This is a genomic window from Paraburkholderia sp. SECH2 (assembly GCF_030464795.1).
Lineage (GTDB): Bacteria > Pseudomonadota > Gammaproteobacteria > Burkholderiales > Burkholderiaceae > Paraburkholderia > Paraburkholderia aspalathi.
Genome location: NZ_JALPRH010000005.1, coordinates 370,721 through 395,423, shown reverse-complemented (window position 1 = coordinate 395,423; position 24,703 = coordinate 370,721). Strand labels below are relative to the sequence as shown.

24 protein-coding genes are annotated in these 24,703 nt (G+C 61.3%); 13 read left to right on the top strand and 11 right to left on the bottom strand.

Annotation, left to right across the window (positions count from 1 at the left end):
* Positions 1-154: 154 nt before the first annotated feature.
* On the bottom strand, positions 155-895 hold the full coding sequence (locus M0D66_RS12865; protein ID WP_200621179.1) for a TetR/AcrR family transcriptional regulator: 741 nt from the start codon (positions 893-895) through the stop codon (positions 155-157).
* A 280-nt stretch (positions 896-1,175) separates the two neighbouring features.
* On the opposite strand from M0D66_RS12865, the gene M0D66_RS12860 reads away from it, so the two are divergent.
* From M0D66_RS12860 to M0D66_RS12845, 4 genes are all read left to right on the top strand, one after another.
* Entirely contained in the window at positions 1,176-2,357 is a 1,182-nt protein-coding gene (locus M0D66_RS12860; protein ID WP_054035879.1) for an isovaleryl-CoA dehydrogenase, read from the top strand.
* Between the two features lie 70 nt (positions 2,358-2,427).
* The gene (locus M0D66_RS12855; RefSeq protein WP_093645745.1) at positions 2,428-4,035 is read left to right on the top strand and encodes a carboxyl transferase domain-containing protein; all 1,608 of its coding nucleotides are present in this window, start codon (positions 2,428-2,430) and stop codon (positions 4,033-4,035) included.
* Positions 4,036-4,063: 28 nt separating this feature from the next.
* A complete protein-coding gene (locus tag M0D66_RS12850; protein ID WP_211706899.1) occupies positions 4,064-4,849 on the top strand; it encodes an enoyl-CoA hydratase/isomerase family protein in 786 nt (261 codons plus the stop codon).
* A 95-nt stretch (positions 4,850-4,944) separates the two neighbouring features.
* Positions 4,945-6,957 carry an acetyl/propionyl/methylcrotonyl-CoA carboxylase subunit alpha gene (locus M0D66_RS12845; RefSeq protein ID WP_200621165.1) on the top strand — a complete coding sequence of 671 codons (2,013 nt, stop codon included), beginning with the start codon at positions 4,945-4,947 and terminating at the stop codon, positions 6,955-6,957.
* A gap of 15 nt (positions 6,958-6,972) precedes the next feature.
* Here M0D66_RS12845 and M0D66_RS12840 read toward each other — a convergent pair whose 3' ends face one another.
* The 4 genes from M0D66_RS12840 to M0D66_RS12825 all read right to left on the bottom strand — a co-directional run bounded on the left by M0D66_RS12840 (position 6,973) and on the right by M0D66_RS12825 (position 11,039).
* Positions 6,973-7,764, bottom strand: coding sequence for a phosphate/phosphite/phosphonate ABC transporter substrate-binding protein (locus M0D66_RS12840; RefSeq protein ID WP_211706898.1), 792 nt, complete (start codon positions 7,762-7,764; stop codon positions 6,973-6,975).
* Positions 7,765-7,783: 19 nt separating this feature from the next.
* Positions 7,784-8,062 carry a DUF1488 family protein gene (locus M0D66_RS12835; RefSeq protein ID WP_093645755.1) on the bottom strand — a complete coding sequence of 93 codons (279 nt, stop codon included), beginning with the start codon at positions 8,060-8,062 and terminating at the stop codon, positions 7,784-7,786.
* A gap of 185 nt (positions 8,063-8,247) precedes the next feature.
* Positions 8,248-10,359, bottom strand: coding sequence for a pyridoxamine 5'-phosphate oxidase family protein (locus M0D66_RS12830; RefSeq protein WP_211706897.1), 2,112 nt, complete (start codon positions 10,357-10,359; stop codon positions 8,248-8,250).
* 38 nt (positions 10,360-10,397) lie between these two features.
* Positions 10,398-11,039, bottom strand: a complete 642-nt coding sequence (locus M0D66_RS12825; protein WP_093645759.1) for a glutathione S-transferase family protein — start codon at positions 11,037-11,039, stop codon at positions 10,398-10,400.
* Positions 11,040-11,167: 128 nt separating this feature from the next.
* Between M0D66_RS12825 and M0D66_RS12820 the strand changes: the two genes are divergently transcribed.
* From M0D66_RS12820 to M0D66_RS12785, 8 genes are all read left to right on the top strand, one after another.
* Complete coding sequence (locus tag M0D66_RS12820) at positions 11,168-12,082, top strand: LysR family transcriptional regulator (protein WP_200621162.1); 915 nt, start codon at positions 11,168-11,170, stop codon at positions 12,080-12,082.
* 205 nt (positions 12,083-12,287) lie between these two features.
* Positions 12,288-13,271 carry an aliphatic sulfonate ABC transporter substrate-binding protein gene (locus M0D66_RS12815; RefSeq protein ID WP_244869787.1) on the top strand — a complete coding sequence of 328 codons (984 nt, stop codon included), beginning with the start codon at positions 12,288-12,290 and terminating at the stop codon, positions 13,269-13,271.
* 183 nt (positions 13,272-13,454) lie between these two features.
* Entirely contained in the window at positions 13,455-14,363 is a 909-nt protein-coding gene (locus M0D66_RS12810; protein WP_200621161.1) for a TauD/TfdA family dioxygenase, read from the top strand.
* Between the two features lie 49 nt (positions 14,364-14,412).
* Positions 14,413-15,465: an ABC transporter substrate-binding protein gene (locus M0D66_RS12805; RefSeq protein WP_211706896.1), complete on the top strand. Its 1,053-nt coding sequence runs from the start codon at positions 14,413-14,415 to the stop codon at positions 15,463-15,465.
* Between the two features lie 70 nt (positions 15,466-15,535).
* Positions 15,536-16,366, top strand: a complete 831-nt coding sequence (locus tag M0D66_RS12800; protein ID WP_211706895.1) for an ABC transporter ATP-binding protein — start codon at positions 15,536-15,538, stop codon at positions 16,364-16,366.
* Positions 16,363-17,241 (top strand): ABC transporter permease, encoded by an 879-nt coding sequence (locus M0D66_RS12795; RefSeq protein ID WP_200621158.1) that lies wholly within the window; start codon positions 16,363-16,365, stop codon positions 17,239-17,241. Before M0D66_RS12800 ends, M0D66_RS12795 begins: the two co-directional genes overlap by 4 nt.
* Before the next feature lie 135 nt (positions 17,242-17,376).
* Positions 17,377-18,783, top strand: a complete 1,407-nt coding sequence (locus tag M0D66_RS12790) for a selenium-binding family protein (RefSeq protein ID WP_211706894.1) — start codon at positions 17,377-17,379, stop codon at positions 18,781-18,783.
* Positions 18,780-19,463, top strand: coding sequence for a hypothetical protein (locus tag M0D66_RS12785; RefSeq protein WP_211706893.1), 684 nt, complete (start codon positions 18,780-18,782; stop codon positions 19,461-19,463). The genes M0D66_RS12790 and M0D66_RS12785 overlap by 4 nt, the downstream gene beginning before the upstream one ends.
* A 63-nt stretch (positions 19,464-19,526) precedes the next feature.
* Here M0D66_RS12785 and M0D66_RS12780 read toward each other — a convergent pair whose 3' ends face one another.
* The 5 genes from M0D66_RS12780 to M0D66_RS12760 form a co-directional block, all read right to left on the bottom strand.
* A complete protein-coding gene (locus M0D66_RS12780) occupies positions 19,527-20,318 on the bottom strand; it encodes a molybdopterin-dependent oxidoreductase (RefSeq protein WP_211706892.1) in 792 nt (263 codons plus the stop codon).
* A 3-nt stretch (positions 20,319-20,321) separates the two neighbouring features.
* Positions 20,322-20,915, bottom strand: a complete 594-nt coding sequence (locus M0D66_RS12775; protein WP_211706891.1) for a cytochrome b/b6 domain-containing protein — start codon at positions 20,913-20,915, stop codon at positions 20,322-20,324.
* Between the two features lie 85 nt (positions 20,916-21,000).
* Entirely contained in the window at positions 21,001-21,774 is a 774-nt protein-coding gene (locus M0D66_RS12770; RefSeq protein WP_211706890.1) for an alpha/beta hydrolase, read from the bottom strand.
* 89 nt (positions 21,775-21,863) lie between these two features.
* Complete coding sequence (locus M0D66_RS12765) at positions 21,864-22,478, bottom strand: hypothetical protein (RefSeq protein ID WP_211706889.1); 615 nt, start codon at positions 22,476-22,478, stop codon at positions 21,864-21,866.
* Between the two features lie 125 nt (positions 22,479-22,603).
* Entirely contained in the window at positions 22,604-22,909 is a 306-nt protein-coding gene (locus M0D66_RS12760) for a putative quinol monooxygenase (RefSeq protein WP_211706888.1), read from the bottom strand.
* Between the two features lie 109 nt (positions 22,910-23,018).
* Between M0D66_RS12760 and M0D66_RS12755 the strand changes: the two genes are divergently transcribed.
* Complete coding sequence (locus M0D66_RS12755; RefSeq protein ID WP_093645784.1) at positions 23,019-23,978, top strand: GlxA family transcriptional regulator; 960 nt, start codon at positions 23,019-23,021, stop codon at positions 23,976-23,978.
* A 37-nt stretch (positions 23,979-24,015) separates the two neighbouring features.
* Here the strand turns inward: M0D66_RS12755 and M0D66_RS12750 are convergent, their stop codons facing one another.
* A complete protein-coding gene (locus M0D66_RS12750) occupies positions 24,016-24,648 on the bottom strand; it encodes an FMN-dependent NADH-azoreductase (protein WP_211706887.1) in 633 nt (210 codons plus the stop codon).
* Positions 24,649-24,703: the final 55 nt, after the last annotated feature.

Here is a 24,703-nt window from a genome sequence, read left to right as displayed (position 1 = left end):
ACAGGGGCAACGCTAATAGACCACTAACAAAACAAGGAAAGGCACCAAAGCCAGAACAAGGAAAGGCACGAAAGCCAGAACAAGGAAAGGCCAAAGCCCTAAGAACACGGCCAATGCCGCCGCAAAAGGCAAAAAAACAAAAAAACCAAAACCACTATCCGCCGCGAGGCTCCCGAGCCCCCCGAGCCGCCTCTTCAAACCTCCGGTTAGCCTCCCCAACCTCAGCCCTGAACTGCTGCAAAGCACTAACCTCCAAATCCGGCGGCATCAAAGCCGCCCATAAAACATCGATTAACTGCCCCGCGGTAGCGTCAATATCAATATGCCGATTAGCCAGCGTAGCGTCCCACAGCACATGTTCCATCGGCCCAAACACCATCGACCGCAATAACCTCAACGGCATGTCAGCCCGAATCTGCCCCGTCTCCTGGCCCTGCGCCAACACCCTCATCAACGGCGCCGTATACCGCCGCTGCAATTCCGTCAGCGCCTCACTCAACTCATGATGCCGGGCCCGACCCTCCGACAACACCAAAGCACACAAGTCCGTGCCATTCACCAGCATCAACCGCAAATGCGTCCGCACAATAAAAGCAAACTGCTGCCGCACGCTGCCATCACGCGGCAGCCCCGACTCGATCGCTTCAATGATCTCGTCGTACCAGTCGCCAATCACCCGCGCGCATAACTCGCGCTTGCCGCGGAAATAACTGAATACCGTCGCCTCGGAAATCCCCAGGCGCTGCGCAATCTCCGCCGTCGTCGCGCGCTCGTAGCCCTTCTCGGAGAACACGTCGCGCCCCGCCTGCAAGATCTCTTTCACGCGCTGCTGAGACTTGCGCCCCGCCGGCTGGCGGCGCGAGGCGGGTAACTCAGCCTTCATGGCAACCGTCATATGAGTCCAGTTCAGTTTTGTGAGGCCAATCGCCTCGGTCACACCCATCCCATCACTGTATAGCGGCTCCAGACGCCTGCCAACCGGTTTCTGAGTGATACTCAAAAATACCACTTGACGCTTACGTAAATCTGGCGTGAAATGCGCCTTGAACGTTTCGCGCCTCGTGCGGCGTGGCTAGAGCGGCCCATAAGGCCGCCGCCGTCCGCTGAGCCGCACTCAGACGGGCCGGCGCCTACCCAGGCAACCCGGTCCGCCAACGAACTCTGGAGACACTGCAATGAGCAACCTGCCCGGTTTGCAATTCCCGCTCGGCGAAGAAATCGAAATGCTGCGCGACAGCATCGCCGGATTCGCCGCCAAAGAAATCGCCCCGCGTGCCGCGGAAATCGATCGCACGGATCAGTTCCCCATGGACCTGTGGCGAAAATTCGGCGACCTGGGCGTGCTCGGTATGACGGTCTCGGAGGAGTACGGCGGCGCGAATATGGGCTACACGGCGCACATGATCGCGATGGAAGAAATCTCGCGCGCGTCGGCATCGGTCGGTCTCTCGTACGGCGCGCACTCGAATCTGTGCGTCAACCAGATTCATCGCAACGGCACGGCAGCGCAGAAGGAAAAATATCTGCCCAAGCTGGTCTCCGGCGAACACATCGGCGCTCTCGCCATGAGCGAACCGAACGCGGGTTCGGACGTCGTCAGCATGAAGCTGCGCGCGGAGAAGAAGGGCGATCACTATGTGCTGAACGGCACGAAAATGTGGATCACCAACGGCCCGGATTGCGACACGCTGGTGGTCTATGCCAAAACCGATCCCGAAGCGAATTCGCGTGGCATTACCGCGTTTATCGTCGAGAAGGGCATGAAGGGCTTCTCGGTCGCGCAAAAACTCGACAAGCTCGGCATGCGCGGTTCGCACACTGGCGAACTGGTGTTCCAGGACGTCGAAGTGCCGGAAGAAAATATCCTCGGCCAGTTGAACGGCGGCGCGAAGGTGCTGATGAGCGGCCTCGATTACGAACGCGCGGTGCTCGCCGGCGGTCCGACCGGCATCATGGTCGCGGTTATGGACGCGGTCGTGCCGTATATCCACGACCGCAAGCAATTCGGTCAGCCGATCGGCGAATTCCAGCTGATTCAAGGCAAGGTCGCCGATCTGTACACCACGCTGCAAGCGTGCCGCGCGTATCTCTACGCGGTGGGCCGGCAACTCGATACGCTTGGCAAGGAACACGTGCGCCAGGTGCGTAAGGACTGCGCGGGCGTGATCCTCTACACCGCTGAAAAAGCAACGTGGATGGCCGGCGAGGCGATCCAGATTCTCGGCGGCAATGGCTATATCAACGAGTATCCGGTCGGCCGTCTGTGGCGCGATGCGAAGCTCTACGAAATCGGCGCGGGCACGAGCGAAATCCGCCGCATGCTGATCGGCCGTGAACTGTTCGCCGAGACGGCTTGAGCCACACTTTGCATGGGATCGGAGTAAGGGCTTTGCATCCAACTCCGATCGACAGAGGAGATTCCAAGCAATGCCGATCATCGAATCAAAACTGAATCCGCGCTCGGACGACTTCCGCACCAATGCGGCGGCGCTCGAAGCGCTGGTCGCCGATCTTCGCGCGAAGGTCGAGAAACTCGCGCTGGGCGGCGGGCAAGCGGCGCGCGATAAACACACGGGTCGCGGCAAGCTGTTGCCGCGCGACCGCATCGAAAAACTGCTCGATCCTGGCACGCCATTTCTCGAGTTCTCGCAACTCGCAGCCTATGGCATGTACCACAACGATGCGCCTGGCGCGGGCGTCATCACCGGCATTGGCCGTATCGCGGGGCAGGAGTGCGTGATCGTCTGCAATGACGCGACGGTCAAAGGCGGCACCTACTATCCCGTCACCGTGAAAAAGCACGTGCGGGCGCAGGAAATCGCGGCCGAAAATCATCTGCCGTGTGTCTACCTGGTCGACTCGGGCGGGGCGAATCTGCCGAATCAGGACGACGTGTTCCCCGATCGCGATCACTTCGGTCGCATCTTCTTTAATCAAGCGAATCTGTCCGCAGCAGGCATTCCGCAGATCGCCGTCGTGATGGGCTCGTGCACGGCAGGCGGCGCCTACGTGCCGGCCATGAGCGACGAATCGATCATCGTCAAGAATCAGGGGACGATTTTTCTGGGCGGGCCGCCGCTCGTCAAAGCCGCAACCGGTGAAGTGGTGAGCGCGGAAGACCTCGGCGGCGGCGACGTGCATACGCGTCTGTCGGGCGTGGTCGATCATCTCGCGCAGAACGACGCGCATGCGTTGGGTATTGCGCGCAGCATCGTCGGCAATCTGAATCGCACGAAGCAGGTGCCGGTGGCGTTGCAGGAGCCGAAGCCGCCTCGCTATGACGTGAAGAGCATGTACGGGGTGATTCCGGTCGATACGCGCAAGCCGTTCGATATCCGCGAGGTAATCGCGCGCATCGTCGACGATTCCGCTTTCGACGAATTCAAGGCCCGTTACGGCACCACGCTTGTATGCGGCTTCGCGCATATCTGGGGGCACCCGGTCGGCATCATCGCGAACAACGGCATTCTCTTTTCGGAGTCGGCGCTCAAGGGCGCGCACTTCATCGAACTGTGCTGCCAGCGCAAGATTCCGCTGGTGTTCCTGCAGAACATCACGGGCTTCATGGTGGGCCGCAAATACGAAAACGAAGGCATCGCGCGTAACGGCGCGAAGATGGTGACGGCCGTGGCCACGGCGAAGGTGCCGAAGTTCACGGTGATCATCGGCGGTTCGTTCGGGGCGGGCAACTATGGCATGTGTGGCCGCGCGTATTCGCCGCGCTTCCTGTGGATGTGGCCGAACGCGCGCATCTCGGTGATGGGCGGCGAGCAGGCGGCCTCGGTGCTGGCCACGGTCAAGCGCGACGGCATCGAAGGCAAGGGCGGTGCGTGGAGCGCGGAAGAAGAAGAGGCGTTCAAGCAACCGATCCGCGATCAATACGAGCATCAGGGCCACCCGTACTATGCCAGCGCCCGTCTCTGGGACGACGGCGTGATCGACCCGGCGCAAACGCGCGATGTGCTTGGCCTCGGCCTCTCGGCGACGATGAACGCACCGATCGAAGACACGCGTTTCGGCGTGTTCAGAATGTGACAGAGCGCAACGCGAAGGAGCTGTAACGATGCAATACGAAACGCTGAATGTCGCTTTCGCCGGGCAGATCGCCACGGTCACGCTGAATCGGCCTGACGTGCGCAACGCGTTCAATGAAACGATGATCGCCGAGATTACCTCGGTTTTCACGGCCCTGAACGCGCGCGACGACGTGCGTGCGGTAGTGCTCGCCGCGAACGGCAAGGCATTCTGCGCGGGCGCCGATCTGAACTGGATGAAGAAGATGGCCGGTTACTCGGACGACGAGAACCGCGCCGACGCAATGCTGCTGGCGAACATGCTGTCGTCGATCTACCGCTGCAGCAAACCGGTGATCGCACGAGTGAACGGCGACGCCTACGCGGGCGGCATGGGTCTGATCTCGGCGTGCGATGTCGTCGTCGCGGTGGAGAGCGCGCGTTTTTGCCTGTCGGAAGCGCGTCTCGGCCTGATCCCGGCGACCATCGCGCCGTACGTGATCCGTGCGCTGGGGGAGCAGGCGTCGCGCCGCTACTTCGCGACCGCTGAGCAGTTCGATTGCGCGACGGCATTCCGTCTGGGCCTGGTTAGCGAAGCAGTCAGCGCGGAACAACTCGACGCTACCGTGCAGCAGATCGCCGAGACGCTTTGCGCAAACGGTCCGCAAGCGGTGCGTGCCTGCAAGCAACTCGTGCAGGATATCGCTGGCCGCGAGTTGAACGAGGCGCTGATCGAGGACACGGCGGCGCGCATCGCGCGCACGCGAGCCGGCGCGGAAGGCCGCGAAGGCGTCGCGTCGTTCCTCGAAAAACGCACGCCTTCCTGGCGCAACTGACGCGCAAGTAAGCGGACATTCAAGCAGACATTCCGAGGCGCTCGTCAGCCCTCATCAGAACAACAGCCCGAGTGGGACATTCACCGAGACACCTCATGTTCAACAAGATCCTGATTGCCAACCGAGGCGAGATTGCGTGCCGCGTCGCCGCGACCTGCAAGCGGCTCGGTATCGCGAGTGTGGCCGTGTATTCCGATGCGGACGCCAACGCAAAACACGTAGCCGCATGCGACGAGGCGGTGCATATCGGCGGATCGACCGCCGCGGAAAGCTATCTGCGGGTCGAGCGCATCATCGAAGCCGCGCGTGCGACCGGCGCACAGGCCGTGCATCCGGGCTACGGTTTTCTCTCTGAAAACGAAGACTTCGCGCATGCCTGCGAAGCGGCCGGCATCGTATTCATCGGACCGCCGGTCGAAGCGATCGCCGCCATGGGCTCAAAGGCGGCCGCGAAGGCGCTGATGCATGCGGCGGCCGTGCCGCTCGTGCCGGGTTATCACGGCGACGATCAGGACGCTGAGTTGCTGCATCGTGAAGCCGATGCGATCGGTTATCCGGTCTTGCTGAAGGCGAGCGCGGGTGGCGGCGGTAAAGGCATGCGCGTGGTCGAGCGCACGGAAGACTTCGCGGCGGCGTTGGCGTCGTGCAAACGCGAAGCGGCCAGCAGTTTCGGCAATGACCGCGTGCTGATCGAAAAGTATCTGACGCGGCCGCGTCACGTGGAAGTGCAGGTGTTCGCGGACCGTCACGGCGGCGCGGTGTATCTGTTCGACCGCGATTGCTCGGTGCAACGGCGTCACCAGAAGGTGCTGGAAGAAGCGCCGGCGCCGGGCTTGTCGGCAGAGGTCAAACGCGAGATGGGCGAAGCGGCCGTGGCCGCCGCGCGCGCGGTGAATTACGTGGGCGCGGGCACGGTCGAGTTCATCATGACCAGCACGGGCGACTTCTACTTCATGGAGATGAACACGCGCCTGCAGGTCGAGCATCCGGTTACGGAAATGGTGACGGGACAGGATCTGGTGGAGTGGCAACTGCGCGTCGCCGCTGACGAACCGTTGCCGCTCTCGCAAGAGCAACTGAAAATCGACGGCCATGCGATCGAAGCGCGCATTTACGCGGAGCATCCTGCCCGCGGCTTCCTGCCGTCGACGGGTACGCTCAAGCATTTGCGCATGCCCGAAGGCGTCGAATTCACCCTAGGCGAGCCCGACCGCAAGGCGCCGGTGCGTATCGACAGCGGCGTACGCGAAGGCGACGCCATCACGCCGTTCTACGATCCGATGATTGCCAAGCTGATCGTCCACGGCGCGACGCGTGAAGAAGCGCTCGCGCGAATGAATCGTGCGCTGCGTGCCTGCGAAGTGGTCGGTCCGCACACCAACGTCGAGTTCCTGCAACGCATCGTCACGAGCGAACCGTTTGCGACGGGCGATCTCGATACGGGTTTGATCGAGCGTCATCACGACGCCTTGTTCGCGCCCGTGAAAAAGCCCTTCAAGGAAGCGCTGGCGCTTGCTTGCGCAGCATTGTTGACGCGTGAAGGCGGCACGGCGCACGGCGCGTCGCCGTGGGATGCACTCTCGCACTGGCGTCTGAACAGCGGCTATACGCAGACGCTCGGCTGGCGTGACGTCGAAAACGAAAGCGTTTTCACGGCCACGTTTGCTCGCGACGGCGCCACGCAAACGCTCGAACACGACGGCGTGCGCGAAGGCTTCACCTGGTCGGAAGGCACCGGTCAGCACGAATACCGCGCGACGATCGGCGATGCGCGAGTCACGGGGCGTGTTTTCATCGACGGCGATACGTTCCACGTGTTCTGCCTCGGCGAGGCGCTGGCGTTCGAGTGGCAGAACCTGCTCGCGCATGCCGCGGATGCTGAAGGCGGCGAAGGCCGCTTGACCGCACCGATGCCGGGCAAGGTGATCGCCGTGCTGGTCGAACCGGGCGCGGTGGTGGAGAAGGGCACGCCGCTGATCGTGATGGAAGCGATGAAGATGGAGCACACCATCGGTGCGCCGGCGGCAGGCACGGTAACGGAAGTGCTGTATGCGGTTGGCGATCAGGTCGCCGATGGCGCACAGCTTCTGGTGCTGGACGTAGGCTAACGGTAACGGCCGTGCTTAAACGAGGCGCGCGTAGCCGGCGGCGCGCGCTTCATTTTCGAGTTGCTCGATCCGTTCGTAGTCGGTGAGCGGCAACGCGGAAAAGCCCTTCAAACGCAGGCGTTTGGCACGTTCCGGCTGGGCGCGGTGCGCTTCGGTGAGGGCCTCGCGCAGCGTTTCGATCGTCGCGGACGGCACGTTGTTGGAGGCAATCAAAGGCAAGCCTGGCGATGCCGCCGTCAAGCCGATTTGCCGAACCTTTTGCGCCAGTTCCGGCAATTCATCGCAGACAAACGCGAAGGTCACGCAGTCGATTGCGGCGACGTCCGCGCGATTGTCGACCACCGCTCGCAATGATCCGAGATGCGAACCGGTGCGCAGCACCGCGCTGAAAAACGCGCCCTTGCGTGCAAGCGGCGCCACCGCATGGCGAAACACATTCATGCCGCTATTCGAATCGTCCTGATTGTAGGCGGCACGCGCGCCGCGGCACGCCGCGAGCGAATCGAACTGCGACTCCGCTCGCGTGACCAGCACGCTCGAATAATCCGCGCCTGCGCAGCCCGGCGCATCGAATTGCGGCGTGGCGATCACCTGAACCTGCTCGTTCAAGCCATGCACCAAGGGATAGCCGCAGGTTTGCGAGAGTAGTACGTTGGGGCGCCGCCAGAAGCCATGCAATTCTTCGTCGGGCTCGACGATGCGGCAGGCCGGGCTCACCATGCGCAGGACGTCGTCCAGCCACTCGCGCCACACAGTGGCGAGCGCGGGTGTCACGTTGTACATCGGCAGGGCGGCGATCCAGGTCATGGACGCGATTCTGGCATACCTAATGTCTGACCATTCGGAATTCGTCGAGACCCAGGCGCACCGGCTCGGTCTCTTTGAACGGCCACTTGCACTCCACCACCTTCAGTATTTCCAGTTGCGCGTCTTCGAACGCGACGAGCAAATCCGTGCGCCGCTTGCTCGCGGCCCCGCAATAGGTCATCAGCGCCTCGGCGCTGACCTCGAAGACCTGCACCCGATCGTCATAACAGACGCGGAAGGCGACGGTTGCGCATTCCGTGACACAGGGCCTGAATCCTTCATCGACATATACCGACATGACAACCTCCCGCCGCACGCCTGAGTCATCAGGATGACTGGCCCTAAGCTTTCGGTATGTGGGAAAACCAGCATTTGCTGTGAAAATGCCGGGCCTCCGTTCCATCTTACCGGTCGAAAATAATTGTCGCTTGAGTGGCCGCGTGCGCGTAGTCAGAATTCGCGTCAGGACGGCGGGCCCGTCATTCAGAGTTCCAACGTCAGTCCGTCCGTTGCGGCGACGTCGTCGGCGACCGGCCGGCCCATGCAGATGAGGGCATGGCCTTCCTCGATGGAGGCGTCCGTCGGTGCTTCGTAGGCGACTCGCCCGTTCAACACGCGCGTGGAGCATGTGCCGCACATCCCGGAGCGGCAGCTCGACGGCGCGGCGATCCCGGATGCCTCGGCGAGATCGAGAAGCGTGCCGTTCTCCGGCAGCCATTGAACCGTGCGCTGCGAGCGCGCGAACGTCACGGGTATGCCTGCGCCGTCGCTTGCCGGCACGTTTGCGGGGCGCGAGCTTTGGCCGTTTTCCGCCACCACCGGTGGGATTGCCGGCGTGCGTTTGACAGTTGCCGGTCCAAACGCCTCAAAGCGAATTCTGTTATCGGCGACGTTGAGCGCGCGTAATCCTTCATACAGTTCACGCATGAACGACTCGGGTCCGCACAGATAGAAGTCGTAGTCGTCGAAGGGCAGCGCGCGTTTGATTTCAGCCAGGGTCACGCGACCGGGTAAGGCGCCGTAAGGCGATTGGGTGGCTGGATCGGCGGTGCTGTCGAACAGGTGCATCGAGACCGCCGGATGGCGCGACGAGAGTTCCTGCAGGTGCGCGCTGAACGGCCGATCGCCGTCGCGTCGCGCGCCATGGAAAAAATACAGTGACTTGGGCGGACTATTCGGCTCGCGCGCGGCAATCGCGTGATGCAGCATCGTGATCATCGGCGTGATGCCGATGCCCGCCGAAATGAACACGGCAGGGCGCGGGCTGGCTGAATCGTAGGTGAATGCGCCACGTGGCACCATCGCTTCGATCTGCATGCCGGCGGCGAAGCGGTCATGCAGCCAGGCGGAGCCGACGCCGTCGCGTTTCACGGTGATTCGGTACTGCTGCCGGTTGCTCGCGTCGGACAGCGTATAAGTGCGCGTCAGCGGCTTGTCCAAGCCGTCGACCGGGACGCGGATCGGCAAGTATTGCCCAGGCTCGTACGCCGGCAACGGCGAGCCGTCCGCCGATTCAAAATAGAACGATCGGATCATGGGCGTTTCTTCGCGCACGGCGGCGATCTTGAGCTTTTTCCACGGCGATTCGAGTTGTGAAGCTGGCAGTGAAGCGGGCACCGAAGCCTGCGTCACGAACTGCGGCGCATAGCCGACTTCCGACCAACGAAACGGTAACGCCTGGCGGCTGCGCCGCACTTCGGTAATACGAAAGCGCACCAGCCGCTCGGCCAATGGAAACCTGGCCAGTTCCGGACCGTCCCACACGATCTCAGCGAGGGCCGCGATGTACAGCATGTCGCCGCTCGCAAAGTCTACGAACAGCAGGCCGGCGCGTGGATCGTGGACCAGGTTGCCCAGTGTGTTGAAGAAGCGGTTGCCGCTGAAATCGGGCGTTGTCAGGGTAGTCGCGTCGTCAACACGCACGAAGCCCGGCATGCCGCCGCGATGCGAAACATCGGCGCCGCGAGCCGGACCCGCATCTTCACTGACGTTCGCGCTGGCGATAAAGAAAGTATCCGCGTTGGCGAGCAATGTGCGGTCCGCGTCGCTGAGTTGAGTCGACGTCTCAACGGGTGTCCCAGTGCCGGTTGCACCACGCGTAACAAAAGTCGGCGTACGACTTTGAATATATTTTGCGCAGTTGCCGAAGCTTTGCATGACCTCGAGCGTGACCGTATCGCCATCTACCGACGACACCACGCCGTTGACGCGATTGCGTCGGCGGGTCTGCGCTTGCAGCCCCAGGCCACCGATCATCATGCCGGGCTGCCAGTACCCAGCCAACGGATCACCCGGTAAAACGCCGCCTTCGATCCGCAACGTGCGCGGGTCCGGGGACGATACAAAGCCCGGCTCGGCCGCGCGCAGCGTTGCCCACGGCTGGCCGTTCGCATCGAGGCCGCCGAACACCATGAAAGGCTGTTCGGCATAAAACTGCCGATGCTGATCCGGCATATAGCGACGGATGCCGCGACGACCGATCGATTCCGCCTCTTTGTCCACTCCGGCATGTTGCTGCACCAGGAGTTCGGCGGCGTGAAACGGCGACTCGGCGGCGTCCCAGCCGCGCGGCGCGCTGGAAGAATGCTGGGACATATCGGCCTCTGCCCATTAGAGCGTGTGCACTTCTCTGGTTAGGCGGCGAGCAGTCCAGCCTTCGTCGCAGGCATCGCGATGAAGCGCGGCAGCGCTTCAACACGGCGGAGCCACGCCCGGATGTTCGGGTACGGCTCGAGCGAGACACCGCCTTCCGGCGCATGGGCGATGTACGTATGCGCGGCGATGTCGGCAATGCTTACGTGGTCGCCCGTAGCGAAATTCTTGTCGGCAAGCTCCGCGTCGAGCACGTCGAACAGCTTGAGCGCGATCTTCTGCGCGGTGTCGAGATTGAGCGGCGCACCGAATACGGTGACCAGCCGCGCGGCGCACGGTCCATATGCGATCTGCCCAGCTGCGAGCGACAGCCACCGTTGCACGGTGGCGGCGCCGAGCGCGTCTTCCGGCAGCCATGACGGGTCGCCATAGCGTTTCGCCAGATAGACGAGGATTGCGTTGGAATCGAACAGCACCGTCTCGCCGTCTTCGATCGTCGGCACCTGGCCGAACGGGTTGAGCTTCAGGTATTCCGGGCGACGATTGTCGCCGGCAGCCATGTTCAGCTCGATCACTTCAAAAGGCAGATCGAGCAAAGTCAGGAACAACTTGACGCGGTGTCCGTGCCCGGAGAGAAGCGTAGTGTGAAGGCGGATGGGCTGGGCGGGTTTAGCGGCTGACATTGAAAGCTCCTGGGGCGGGGAAAGCCGACAACCGTCGACTGGAATGGAGTAAGCGTACCGGTCCGTGGCGCCGCGCAGAAGCCTGCTAAGCTAGAAAACATAATCAATCAAAGATGGACAATCGGCGAATGGCAGATCTAAAAGATGTCAATCTGAACCGCCTTGCGATTTTCGTTGCCGTGGTGGAAGCGGGCTCGTTTACCGCCGCCGCGGCGCGTCTCGGCCTCACGAAAACCATGGTCAGCACGCATCTGCAGCGGCTCGAGCGCGAAATCGGCGCGGGTCTGCTGGTCCGAACCACAAGGCGGCTCAGCGTGACCGAGAGCGGGCGTGCCTTCTACGAGGCAAGTTGCAAGATCTTGCTGGCGGCGGAGGAAGCGCTATCGGCCGTAACAGGGGAATCGGCGCCGTTGCGCGGCACGTTGCGCGTGAATGCGCCGATCGACTATGGAGCGTTGGTGGTGACACCCGCGTTGGTGGAGATGCGCCGTGCGTATCCGGAACTCGACATCGAACTGGTCTGCAACGACCACTATGTCGATCTGATCGCGGAAGGCATCGACGTGGCCATCCGTCTGGGGCAATTGGCCGACTCGGGCTACCGCGCTGTGAAGCTGGGTGGTTTCGTCAAATGGATCGTCGCGAGTCCGGAGTTCATCAATACATGGGGTAAGCCGAAGACGCCGGCTGCGCTCGCGCCCATGCCTCATGTCGCGCTATCTGTCTTGCAGCATCCACTTACGCTTGAGCTGCAGCGTGCGAAAGGCGCAAAACAAAGCGTGCGCTGCGAGAATGTCCTGCTGGTGAACACGGCTGATTCCGCCCGTGCGGCGACGCTCGCGGGCGGTGGCTTCGGATTGCTGACGGATTTTTCGATCGCTGACGATGTGGCGGCGGGGCGACTGGTGCGTCTGTTGCCGGATTGGGCCGGAAAGCCCAAGGGCATCTACGCGGTGTTTCCGCCTACCCGTTATCCGACGGCAAAGGTACGCGCGTTGATCGACGTGATCAGAAGAAGGCTCGAGGCGCCGGTGGACGGTTAGCGCCTCGCAGAGCATGGAGTACGCACTGGCTCTCAATGCCGTTTTTCATCGTTATGCCTTAGCCTGCTAAGCATAGTTAAAACGCTCGCTTATCCATGCGATTCGGCGTTGTTACGATCGCGGTTTGATCGTATTGACCAGACCGGAATTTCGAGCCGTGACCTTTTCTATTTTTCGTTTGCTCGCTCGTGCGGCGCTGACTTCGTTGCTCGTCATCAGTACCGCTCACGCGCAGACCGCCACCAATTCTTCGGCTCCGATAAAACTGCGGATCGGCTATCAAAAGTCTTCAACGCTCATCACGATCCTGAAGGTGCGTGGTTCGCTCGAGCAGGCGCTGGCGCCGCTAGGCGTCAGCATTAGCTGGAACGAGTTTGCCAGCGGCTTGCCGCTGACCGAAGCGCTCAACGCCGACGCGGTCGACTTTAGCGCCGATGTCGCCGATACAGTCCCGGTGTTCGCCCAGGCCGCTCATGCACGTTTCGTGTATGTCGCGCAGGAAGCGCCGTCGCCTGGCGCCCAGGCCATCATCGTGAAGCGCGACGGGCCGCTGCATACGCTTGCCGACCTGAAAGGCCAGCGCATCGCGGTGACCAAGGCGGCCGGCAGCCATTATCTGCTGCTCGCCGCGCTCGCCAAAGCCGGCCTTGCACCTGCTGATGTGCGCATCAGTTATCTGACGCCCGCCGATGGACGTGCCGCATTCGAGCGCGGCAGCGTGGATGCCTGGATCACCTGGGATCCGTATGTCGCATCGGTGGACAAAGCGCCGGACGTGCGCATCCTCGCCAACGGTGAAGGCCTCGCCTCCTATCAACGGTACTACCTCGCGTCCAGCAGCTTCGCCGCGGCTCACCCGGATGTGGTCAGCATCGTAGTTGCGCAGTTGACGTCGGCGGGGGGATGGGTCCGCAGCCATCCTGACGATGCGGCAAAGCTGCTCGCCCCGATCTGGGGCCTGGACGCAGCGACGATCGAGCGTGCGAATGGACGCCGTAGCTATGCCGTACGCGCTGTAGACGCGCAGAATTTCGGTGAGCAGCAAAAGATCGCCGACACCTTCTATCGAGCGGGTCTTCTGCCGGCGCCAGTCGATACGGCCACAGCGCAACGCTGGAACTTCACCACGAAGCGGGCCGAAACAGCGGCCGTTTCGACCACCACTCCGACCACAGCTTCTGGTGGATAGGCCCTGCAGCGAACAGGGGCTTAGGGCCGAACGCGGCCCGCAGCGCGTTAAAGCATCGGGTTTATCACTCCAGCAGATAACCGTATGGGATTTGCTTCGTTGTCGTCGCGCGTATGCACCGGTAAATTCGTCTGACTTCGCCTTTGCCGGCGTCCTTCGAACAGATTCGACGAAGAGCTTCCTGTGACGACTGCTATTACACCCACCGCCGCCAGCGCCGCTGGCCATGCCAATCAAGCCCAGCACATCGAAATTCGCGCTTTCGACGGTCCCGTCGGCGCTGAAGTTCTGGGGCTCGATCTCAGCAAGCCGTTAGGTCAGGAGGATTTCGCACGCATTCACCGCGCGCATCTGGATCATCACGTGCTGGTGTTTCGCGATCAACGCATTACGCCGGATCAGCAGATTGCCTTCAGTCGCCGCTTCGGCCCGCTGCAGATTCACGTGCTGCATCAATTCCAGTTGCCGGGTTATCCGGAGGTGCTGGTCGTCTCGAACATCGTCGAGAACGGCCAGCCGATCGGTCTCGGCGACGCCGGTCATTACTGGCATTCCGATCTGTCGTACAAGGAGAAGCCGAGCCTCGGTTCGCTTCTGCATGCGCAGGAGCTGCCTTCGGAAGGCGGCGACACGTTGTTCGCCAACATGCACCTTGCGTGGGACACATTGCCGGAGCACTTGCGCAGCGCAGTGGAAGGGCGTTCGGCGGAACACACGTATCTAGCGAAATACGCGGAACTGCAGAAGCGCAGCCCGTGGCGGCCGAATCTGTCGGCGGAGCAGATCGCACAGGTGAAACCGGTGGTCCAGCCGATCGTGCGCACCCATCCTGAGACCGGGCGGCGCGCGCTCTTCGTCAGCGAGCATTTCACGACCCGTGTGATCGGCTTGCCGGAAGACGAGAGCAAATCGCTGCTCGAAGAGATTTTCGCGCACAGTGTGCGCCCCGAGCATCTGTACCGGCATCAATGGTCCGAACACGACATGGTGTTCTGGGACAACCGCTCGCTGATGCATCTCGCGGCTGGCACGCCGGATCATCTGCGCCGCAAACTGTATCGCACGACGATTGAAGGCGACGTGCCGTTCTGACGGCAACGCCGCCCGCTATAACCACTATCACATGCTGACCGGAGTTCCGATGCTTGCCAGGTTTCACCCGACCGCTCTTCGGTCGTCTCTTTCCCGTCGTTTGACCGCCACGCTGCTTACTTTATCGATGGGTGTCGCCGGCTTCGGCGCATCCGTACCCGCGCACGCCGAAGGGCAGATCCGCATCGCCGAACAGTTCGGCATCGTCTATCTGCTGCTGAACGTGGCGCGCGACCAGCAATTCGTCGAGAAAGAAGGGCGCAAGCAGGGCCTCGATATCAAGGTTGACTGGGTGAAGCTCTCGGGCGGCTCCGCGGTCAACGACGCGCTGCTCTCCGGCGCGGTGGATGTCGCCGGTGCCGGCGTTGGCCCGTTGCTGACGATCTGGGACCGCACACATGGCAAGCAGAACGTGAAGGGCGTGGCGTCGCTCGGTAATCTGCCGTACTACCTCGTCAGCAACAATCCCAATGTCAAGACGATCGCCGACTTTGCCGAGAAGGACCGTATCGCGCTGCCGGCGGTCAATGTGTCTGTGCAATCGCGCGTGCTGCAATACGCGGCGGCGAAGCGCTGGGGCGACAAGGATTACAACCGCCTCGACAAGTTCACGCAGGCGCTGCCGCATCCCGATGCCGCGGCGGCGATCATCGCGGGCGGCACGGAAATCACCGGGCACTTTGGCAATCCGCCGTTTCAGGAGCAGGAACTCGCCGGCAATCCGAAGGCGCACATCGTGCTGAATTCGTACGACGTGCTGGGTGGTCCGAGCTCCGCAACTGTGCTGTACGCGACAGAAAAATTCCGCGACAACAATCCGAAGACCTATCGCGCGTTCGTCGATGCGCTGGCGGATGCCGCACGATTTATCTCGGCGAATCCCGATGCCGCAGCCGATATCTACATCCGCACGAACCAGTCGAAAATCGACCGCAATCTGCTGCTGAAGGTCATCAAGGACCCGCAAGTGCAGTTCAAGGTCGCGCCGCAGAACACGTTTGGACTCGCGCAGTTCATGTATCGCGTCGGCGTCATCAAAAACGAGCCGAAGTCGTGGAAGGATTATTTCTTCGACGATCCGGCAACCGCGGCGGGAAGTTAAGCGTGATCTTCTTCTCGAGCTTCGCCGGCTATTCATCGGCGCGCGCGGTCGGCTTACAGGGAGCGATCTGATGGTGGCCAATCCTACCTTGCTGTTTCCGAACGATGCTAAGCAGGCCGCTCCGGCGACCAGCGAAAGACTGCTCGCGGTCGAACACGTCAACCTCGAATACCGCACGCGTGAACGGATCGTTCGCGCGACCCACGATGTGAGTTTCGACGTGTATGGCGGCGACCGCTTCGTGCTGCTTGGCCCCTCGGGTTGCGGCAAGTCGACGCTGCTCAAAGCCGTGGCCGGTTTTATCCAGCCGACGTCGGGCAGCATCTCGCTTGACGGCGTTGCTGTGCGCGGCCCAGGCGCCGATCGTATTGTCGTGTTTCAGGAATTCGACCAGTTGCCGCCGTGGAAAACGGTTCTGCAGAACGTGGCTTTCCCGCTGCAGGTGGCGAAGAAGCTTTCACGCGCAGAAGCCAAAGAACGTGCGCTGCATTATCTCGACAAGGTGGGGCTGGCTTCGTTTGCCAATGCCTATCCGCATACGTTGTCGGGCGGTATGAAGCAGCGCGTTGCAATTGCCCGCGCGTTGGCGATGCAACCGCGCGTGCTGCTGATGGACGAACCGTTTGCCGCGCTCGATGCGCTGACTCGCCGCAAGATGCAGGAGGAACTGCTGCGCTTGTGGGAAGAGGTGAACTTCACGCTGCTGTTCGTCACGCATTCAATCGAAGAGGCGCTCGTGGTCGGCAACCGGATTCTGTTGCTGTCGCCGCATCCAGGCCGCGTACGCGCCGAGCTGAACAGTCACCAGTATTCGCAGGATAGTTTCGGACGCAGCGACTTTCAGCACAGCGTTGCGCGCATCCATCACCTGTTGTTCGAACAAACGGAGGCCGTTCAATGAGTACGCCCACCGTCCTGCTACCGCCGGTTCGCGAAGAGTATGAGCGTCCGCTCGAACCGCTCGGTGAACTTGTTCTCGAAGCACCGCTTCCGCTCGGCAAGCGCCTCTTTGCGCAAAGCTGGTTGCGCAAGACGCTGATTGCGCTGGTGTTGATCGCGATATGGGAAATCGCCGCGCGTGCGGTCGACAACGATCTGCTGCTGCCGACTTTCGGCGCGACGTTCAGCGCCTTCGTACAAGGTGTCTGGTCGGGCGAACTGCTGCAGAAAACGGCGGTGTCGATGTCCGTGCTGCTGCGCGGCTATCTGCTTGGCGCCGCACTCGCCTTTGTTCTGACCTCGCTTGCAGTATCGACGCGCATAGGCCGCGATTTACTCTCGATGCTGACCGCGATGTTCAACCCGTTGCCTTCCATCGCGCTGTTGCCGCTCGCTTTGCTCTGGTTCGGCCTTGGCACCGGCAGCCTGCTGTTCGTGCTGGTGCACTCGGTGCTGTGGCCGCTTGCGCTCAACACGTACTCCGGTTTTCAATCGGTGCCGGCGACGCTGCGCATGACGGGACGTAACTACGGCCTCACCGGTATGCGCCATGTGTTGTTGATCCTGGTGCCGGCCGCCTTGCCGTCGATTCTTGCCGGCCTGCGCGTGGGCTGGGCCTTTGCGTGGCGCACGCTGATCGCCGCCGAACTCGTATTCGGTGCGAGTTCCGGCAGCGGTGGGCTGGGGTGGTATATCTTTCAGAATCGCAACGAGTTGTATACGGATCGCGTTTTCGCGGGGCTGGCTGCCGTCATCGTGATTGGCCTGCTGATCGAGCATCTGGTGTTCGATACGCTCGAACGCGTGACCGTGCGGCGTTGGGGCGTGCAGCACTAACGGTCCAATGTCGCGACAATGAGGGTACGGTAACGCGCTTAAGTATGACGAAATGGGAAGCGCGCTGAAGTTCGCGAAACAACCGGTCGCTCCATCCGCTACCGGCCCCGAACCAGATCGACAGGAGACCCCGTCATGGGAATGCGCCCAGATCCTACGTTTCACGCATCGCCGAAACTCGCCATGGATGCGCCAGCGGAAGACTTCGCTTATACGCTGCTGCTCAGCCCCGATTTCTCGCAGCCCGATGCACTCGCTGTGATAGACGTGAAGCCTGGATCGCCAACCTACAGCCAGGTGGTTCATACGGTGCCGGTGCCGAACAAGGGGGACGAGTTTCACCACTTCGGCTGGAACGCCTGCTCGTCGTCACTCTCGCCGCTGACCGGCCACGCCTTTCTCGAACGGCGTTATCTGATCATTCCGGGGATGCGCTCCTCGCGCATCTACATCGTGGATACCAAGCCCCATCCGACTCAGGCGAAGATCCACAAGATCATCGAACCCGAGGAAATCTTCCGCAAGACGGGCTACTCGCGTCCCCACACGGTTCATTGCGGACCGGAAGGCATCTACGTCAGCACGCTCGGCGGCGCTGGGAAGGATGGCACAGACGGGCCGCCGGGAATCTTCATCATGGACTGCGAGACTTTCGAGGTCCTCGGCCGCTGGGAAATCGACCGTGGGCCGCAGGAGAAACACTACGATTTCTGGTGGAACCTGCCGCGCGATTACATGGTGTCGAGCGAGTGGGCGTTGCCGCCGCAATTTGAGAACGGGATCGTCCCCGAAGATCTTCTCTCGAACAAGTACGGGCACCGCATCCACTTCTGGGATCTGCGGGCGCGGCGCAACGTGCAAACGATCGACCTCGGCGCCAACCATCAGATGGCGCTCGAAGTGCGGCCCGCGCACGATCCCAGCCGCGAATACGGTTTCATCGGCGTGGTGGTGGATACGACGAACCTTGAAGGATCGGTCTGGACCTGGTGGCGGGAGGATGGAAAGTTTCACATCGAGAAGACCGCGACGATTCCGCCCGAGCCCGCAGATCCGGAACTGCTTCCGCCCTTGCTGCAGGGATTCGGCGCGGTGCCGCCGCTCGTCACCGATATTGATCTCTCCATCGACGACAAATTCCTGTACGTCGCCTGCTGGGGAACCGGCGAAATGCGCCAATACGACGTGACGGAACCCCGCAAGCCGAAACTCACGGGATCGGTGCACATCGGCGGGATCGTACGGCGCACGCCTCACCCGAACGGTCAGACCTTCGCGGGTGGTCCGCAGATGGTCGAGATCAGTCGTGACGGGAAGCGCGTCTACTGGACCAACTCGCTCTACTCGACGTGGGACGACCAGTTCTACCCGGCCGGTGTGCCGGCGGCACAGGTCATGGCGCGGGCTGAACCGGGCGGCGGCCTTGCACTGGCCGAGGAGTACTGGGTCGACTTTCCCGACGGATACCGGGCTCACCAGATCCGGCTCGAAGGCGGGGACTGCTCGACGGATTCGTTCTGCTACCCGTCGGTGGGGACTTGATTGGGAGTGGCTGGCCGCAGATCGGCCTTTGGCTAGCCGTCGCGGCGAGCGGCCTCTATCACGGGCTTAACCCGGCGATGGGATGGCCGCTCGCTGTTTCTAGCGGGCTGATGGAAAAACGTGCGCGGGCGCTGTTCTCCGCGCTCCTGTATCTCGCGGCTGGGCACGTACTGGCGATGTTCGTGGTGATCGTGCCCTTCGCCATGCTTGCAATGCTGCTCACCTGGCAGCGCGAGATCCAGATCGGCGCGAGTGTGCTGGTCATCGGCTTTGGTGTCTGCCTTCTGATCTGGCGGCGCCATCCGCGTGTCCTCGCGCGTATCCCGCCGTCGCGGCTTGCGCTCTGGTCCTTCGCCGTTGCCATCGCGCACGGCGCCGGACTGATGCTGGTGCCGATCTACCTCGGGCTGTGCCGGTCGTACGACATGGACCGGGGGCATCAGGCCGCACGCGCACTGATCGACTCCAATCTGGGGATGGCGCTGCTTGTCTCAGGCGTCCATGCCACCGCCATGATCGCGGTTGGTGGACTGCTGGCCTGGTTGGTCTATCGCTACCTGGGGCTCAAGTTCGTGTCACGGAGCTGGTTCAACCTGGACGCAGTCTGGGCGTCGAGCCTCATTCTGGTTGGCACGCTTTCGTTGGTGTTCAATGCCGCGTTGTCTGGCGGTGAGGGCTGATAGGGGCGAGCGCAGCGATGCAAGCGGCGGGCTTGCGCTGCTCAGAAGCCATTCAGGCGCTGTTCAGGAGCCGCCGAACCAGTTGTAGCCCTGGTTCTCCCAGTAACCGCCGGGATATTCGTTCGTCACACTGATCGCGACGATATGCTTCGGATTCTTGTAGCCGAGCTTGGTCGGCATACGCAGCTTCATCGGGAAGCCGTATTTCGGCGGCAGCACCGCACCGTCATAGGTCAGGGTGAGCAGGGTCTGCGCATGCAACGCCGTTGGCATGTCGATGCTGGTCCAATAGTTGTCCGCGCAATGCAATGACACGTACTTCGCCGTCATGTCCATGCCCGCACGCTTCATGAACTCGGAGAAGCGCACGCCACCCCAGCGGCCAATCGCGCTCCATCCTTCGATGCAGATATGCCGCGTAATCTGGCTTTCCTGCGGCAATGCGCGCAGCTCGTCGAGTGTCCAGACGCGTTTGCCATTCGCGAGGCCACTCACCTGGAGGCGGTAGGTCGCCGCGTCGACTTCGGGCACATCGTCGATGCCGTAAAACGCGTTGAACGGAAACGGCCGGGTGATCATCGACTCCGGATAGGTCGGGGCCATCTCTTTCGGATTGAACAGCAGGGCTTGCACATCATCGTTGAAGAACGACATCTTGCGCAGCATGGTGTTCACCGACTTGTCGTTGGACAAATCGCAGCCTGACAGCAGCGCAATACCGCCGAGCGTGAGAATTCGTTTGCCGAGCAGGCGGCGCGCCGGATCTTTCAGTTCGTTGCGTGCATCCTTGATGATGGATTCGGCGTGAGACGAAAGAAACGTATCTGGCTTCACAGGTCGTTTTCGAAAAGTCATGGACTACCGTCCGCGAATCATCAGAAGCAGCGAGCGCGGCACCAGAGCGACCATGACGACGTGTACGAAGAAGAACGCAACCAGCACGCTCATCGCAAAGAAATGCACGACGCGCGCATTGTCGTACCCGCCGATCAGCGTGCGCAGCAACGGAAATTGCACCGACTTCCACACGGCCAGACCTGAGAGCACCAGTAGCGTGATATCGACGATTACCACCAGGTAGGCGAGTTTCTGAATGGCGTTGTAATGGCTGAGGTCCTCATGCCCGAGCTTGCCACGCAGCGCGGCGGCGAGATCGGTTGCAAGTGACTTGAAGCTGAGCGGCAGCAGTTTGCGACGCAGACGTCCGGAAGCTAAATTCAGCCCGACGTAAACGAGGAAATTCGTCACCAGCAGCCACATGACCGCAAAGTGCCACAGTAGCGCGCCGCCAAGCCAGGTACCCAAGGTGATGGAGGAAGGAAATCGCAAGACTGGAAAGATGGGCGAGGCGTCATACACCTGCCAGCCGCTCATTACCATCAGTACAACGGCGAGCGCGTTAATCCAGTGCGTGATGCGGACCCAGGCGGGTTGAATCGTTACGTGGCTCAAAGCGATCTCGTAGTTGATCAGGTTGCCCGCGGCAGGAAGAGCGCCAACGCGCTGCCTTTCCAGTCACGGGCATGCACACCGTGGCTTACTGGCCGGATTGCTGCGCTGCCTGTTCGATCATGGCGGCGACTTCCCGCGGATGGGATTCAAACACTGCATGGCTTGCACCGTTGATTTCGACCGTAGTCGCGTGAGCACGCGATGCATACATGCGTTCGAGCTCCGGATTGATGATCTTGTCGGCTTTAGCGACCATGTACCAGCTCGGCTTTGTCTTCCATGCCGGGTCGGAAACCTGCGCTGAGAACTCGGACGCCGCAAGCGGGATCTGCGCATGCGCCTCGAACTCGGCTTGCGCACGGGGCAGGTCGGGCGCGAACTGCAACGGATAGTCAGCCGGTTTCAGGTAAACAAAATTGTCCGATGTGCCGACGATGGACAGCGGACCGCCCGGGTACTTCTTGCCGTTCTCACCGATGGTTTCACCGGCGTCGAGCGCATGCGCGGCGATGTAGACCAGCGACTTCACGTGCTCGTCGTTCCCGGCTTCGCTAATGATCGCGCCGGCATAGCTGTGGCCGACAAGTACGCACGGGCCGTCGAGGCTATCGAGCACGCGTTTTGTGGCGGTCACGTCGTCGTTAAACGACGTCAGAGGTTGTTGCACCAGCGTGACGTGGTAGCCGTCCTTCGTCAGAATGTTGTAGACGGGACGCCAGCCTGCAGCATCGGCGAATGCGCCGTGGACGACTACGATGTTCTTGACGGGTGCGGCAAAAGCAGGCGCGGCGGCAACAGTAAGCAGGCAGAGCGCAGCAGCGGCTTGCGCGGCGGTGGATCGTAACGTCGGAAAGCGCATGTAAATCCTTGAATATTGAAAACGCAACAGTCGATTAGGATTGTTGAATGAATGGAAAAGACGACACGCAATGTCGGCGACGTAATGCGTTAGAACTGCGGCGCCACGCCGTCCTTTTCGACGAACAGCACGTGCGCGTCATAAACGCCGTTCGCACCCGGTGTAACCACAATGAATACCTTCTTTCCTGCCGTCAGATCCGTCTTGCTTGCCGGAACTGGTGTCACGACGGGCACGTTTGCCGGTACGGTTACCGTGCTGCTGCCGCCCTTGTATGACAGATTCAGCTCGCGGCCGCTGGTGCCAGTGACAACCGACACTACGTTTGCATTCGTCATCGTGCTGTTAGGACCGAAGTCGTAAGCGAAATGCCCTTCGGCCGTACCGCGTGCGGCCTCAGGAAAAACGATCATCGAAGTGGCCGTCAATTTTCCATCGCTGCCCGTGATCGCCGGCGTCCCCACGTATGAACCGACTTTGGCGTCGGAAAGCTTGGCGGGTTTGAACGCCGATACCCCGACGTCCGGTTTGACGTCGACAGACACGGTGTCGCCACTGTTCCGGTGTACGGTCAGAATTTCGCCCTTGCAGGACACAACATCGCCGCGAATCCGTTCCGGTTTGACGTCAGGCGTTTGCGCAAAAGATGCGCCCGAAAGCGTAAGGGCGGCAAACAGAGCACCTAATTTGTAATGAATCGACACGAGTTACTCCATCTATATGAATGTGATTGAATCGGAATGTCAGACGCTGGCGGACGTCACGTCTGCAACAAGCATCTTGTGCGGCTGGATGGGTTGGATTGGTGCGCTACCGAGGCGCAAGCAACTCACGCCAGTTGATTCTTCATGCCCAGAACATCGATCGCCTCGATCGACGGAGGGCTTGCCAGCAACTCGTCGGCGTGCGCCATCAGGGCTTTGGCAATATCACCCTGCAGGTGTGCCTGGCGATCCTCTTCACTGGCAAACGCGTCGAAGATGGCGAATGTGGTCGGCGATAGTTTGAGGGCGAACCAGATCGGCGTAGTCGCTTCCTGGCCTGCCATTTCCAGACCGGCGGCAAGGAAGTCTGCGAGTTCCTGCTCCTTTCCCGGTTTGGCTTCAAGTCGGACAAATAACGCGGTCCTGATCATCTCTGTTCTCCGTTGTCCGCGTGATGAATTCATGCGGTGAACGACACTGTACAAACAGAGTGCGCTGCGGAATACTGTCTAAATCGACAATATTGGTACCAATCCTGCCATGCGAATTTTTGTCCTCGCACTCGAGGGAGTGTTCGACACAGGTCTCACCACGGTGCTCGATAGCCTGACGATGGCCAACGGTCTTGCGTGCACGATGGGGATGGCCACAACGCGCTTTGACATCACTATCGTGGGGATCCGGCCCGAGGTGCGTACCGCACTTGGGATGCAAGTGCCCGTTCACGATATGAGCGACGCTCCTGCGCCGGACTGGGTTGTGTTACCGGCGCTCAACCGCATGACGGGCGAAGATCTCGTGCCCGTGCTCGGCCGGAACGATGTGGTCGATGCATTCGGTGCTTTGCGTTCATGGCGTGAGGGCGGGGCCCGCGTTGCGGCCGCCTGTACGGGTACGTTCGTGCTGGCTGAAAGCGGCTTGCTCGATGGTGGCGAAGCTACGACTACCTGGTGGCTCTCGCCACTGTTCCGGCAGCGCTACCCGAAGGTGCACCTGGACGCGCATCGCATCGTCGTTCCGAGCGGTAGCGCGCTAACGGCAGGCGCGGCTTTGAGCCATGTCGACCTTGCCCTCTGGTTGATCCGAAATTACAGCCCTGAGCTTGCGGCGCTCGTCGCCAGGTACCTCGTATTCGATTCGCGCTTGTCGCAGTCTGCCTATGCGATTTCCGATCACCTTTCCCATTCGGACCCGCTCGTCGAGCGTTTCGACCGTTGGGTACGTGAACACCTCGACACGACAATTTCGCTCGACGTTGTCGCCGATGCATTGGCGACCACCACGCGGACGTTGACGCGACGTCTGAATGGCGTGCTCGGTAAAACGCCTGTCGAGTACATTCAGGATCTTCGGGTGGAGCGGGCCGTTCATCTGCTAAAGACGACCAAGCTCACGGTTGATCGCATTGCGGAGCAGGTCGGGTATGCGGACGGCCACACCTTGCGAACCTTGCTGCGGCGGCGGATAGGTAAGGGCGTGCGCGAATTGCGGGGCGCTTGAGCCGCCCCGTGCACCGCGAAATATTTCGTTTGCCGAATTAATTTTCCTGCGCCAGCGCCGCCGCCAGCTCGCGTGCCGCCTGTCTCGCCGCGTGATCGAGTTCGGGACCAAGCAGTGTTTTCTCGACGACGATCGACTTGACGTCGGTCACGCCGACGGATCGCAGCCACGCTTCCATATATGGCCGCTGAAAATCGAACGAATGGGCGGGTGTGCTCGAGCCCACTGAATAGTCGAGACCTCGCGCATAAACGACCACCGCTTTCTTCTCTTTCAGCAAGCCCTGCAATCCACGCTCATCGAATGAGAACAGAATGCCGCGCTGCGACACGACGTCGATGAAATGCTTGAGCTTGTAGGGAATGGAAAAATTCCACAGCGGCAAGGAGAACAGCAACGTATCGGCGTCGTGCAGTCGCTGCGCGAGTTCACGGATGCTCGTCCACGCCTGCTGCTGGCCTTCGCTGAGCGGTGTGCCGCTCAGGTCGGCATATTTGGCATCGAGCGCGTCACCGTCGAACTCCGGCAGCGCGACTGACCAGAGGTCAAGCACGTCGATCCGATGAGCCGGATGCGTGTCGCGGTACGCGTCCATATACGCGCGAGCGACGTCGAGAGAAGCCGATCGCTTCTTACGCGGAGACGATTCAATGTGCAGCAAGGTAGACATGACGATACTCCGAATGGGTTGGAAGTTGCCATCACAACATATTTCGATTCGAAAT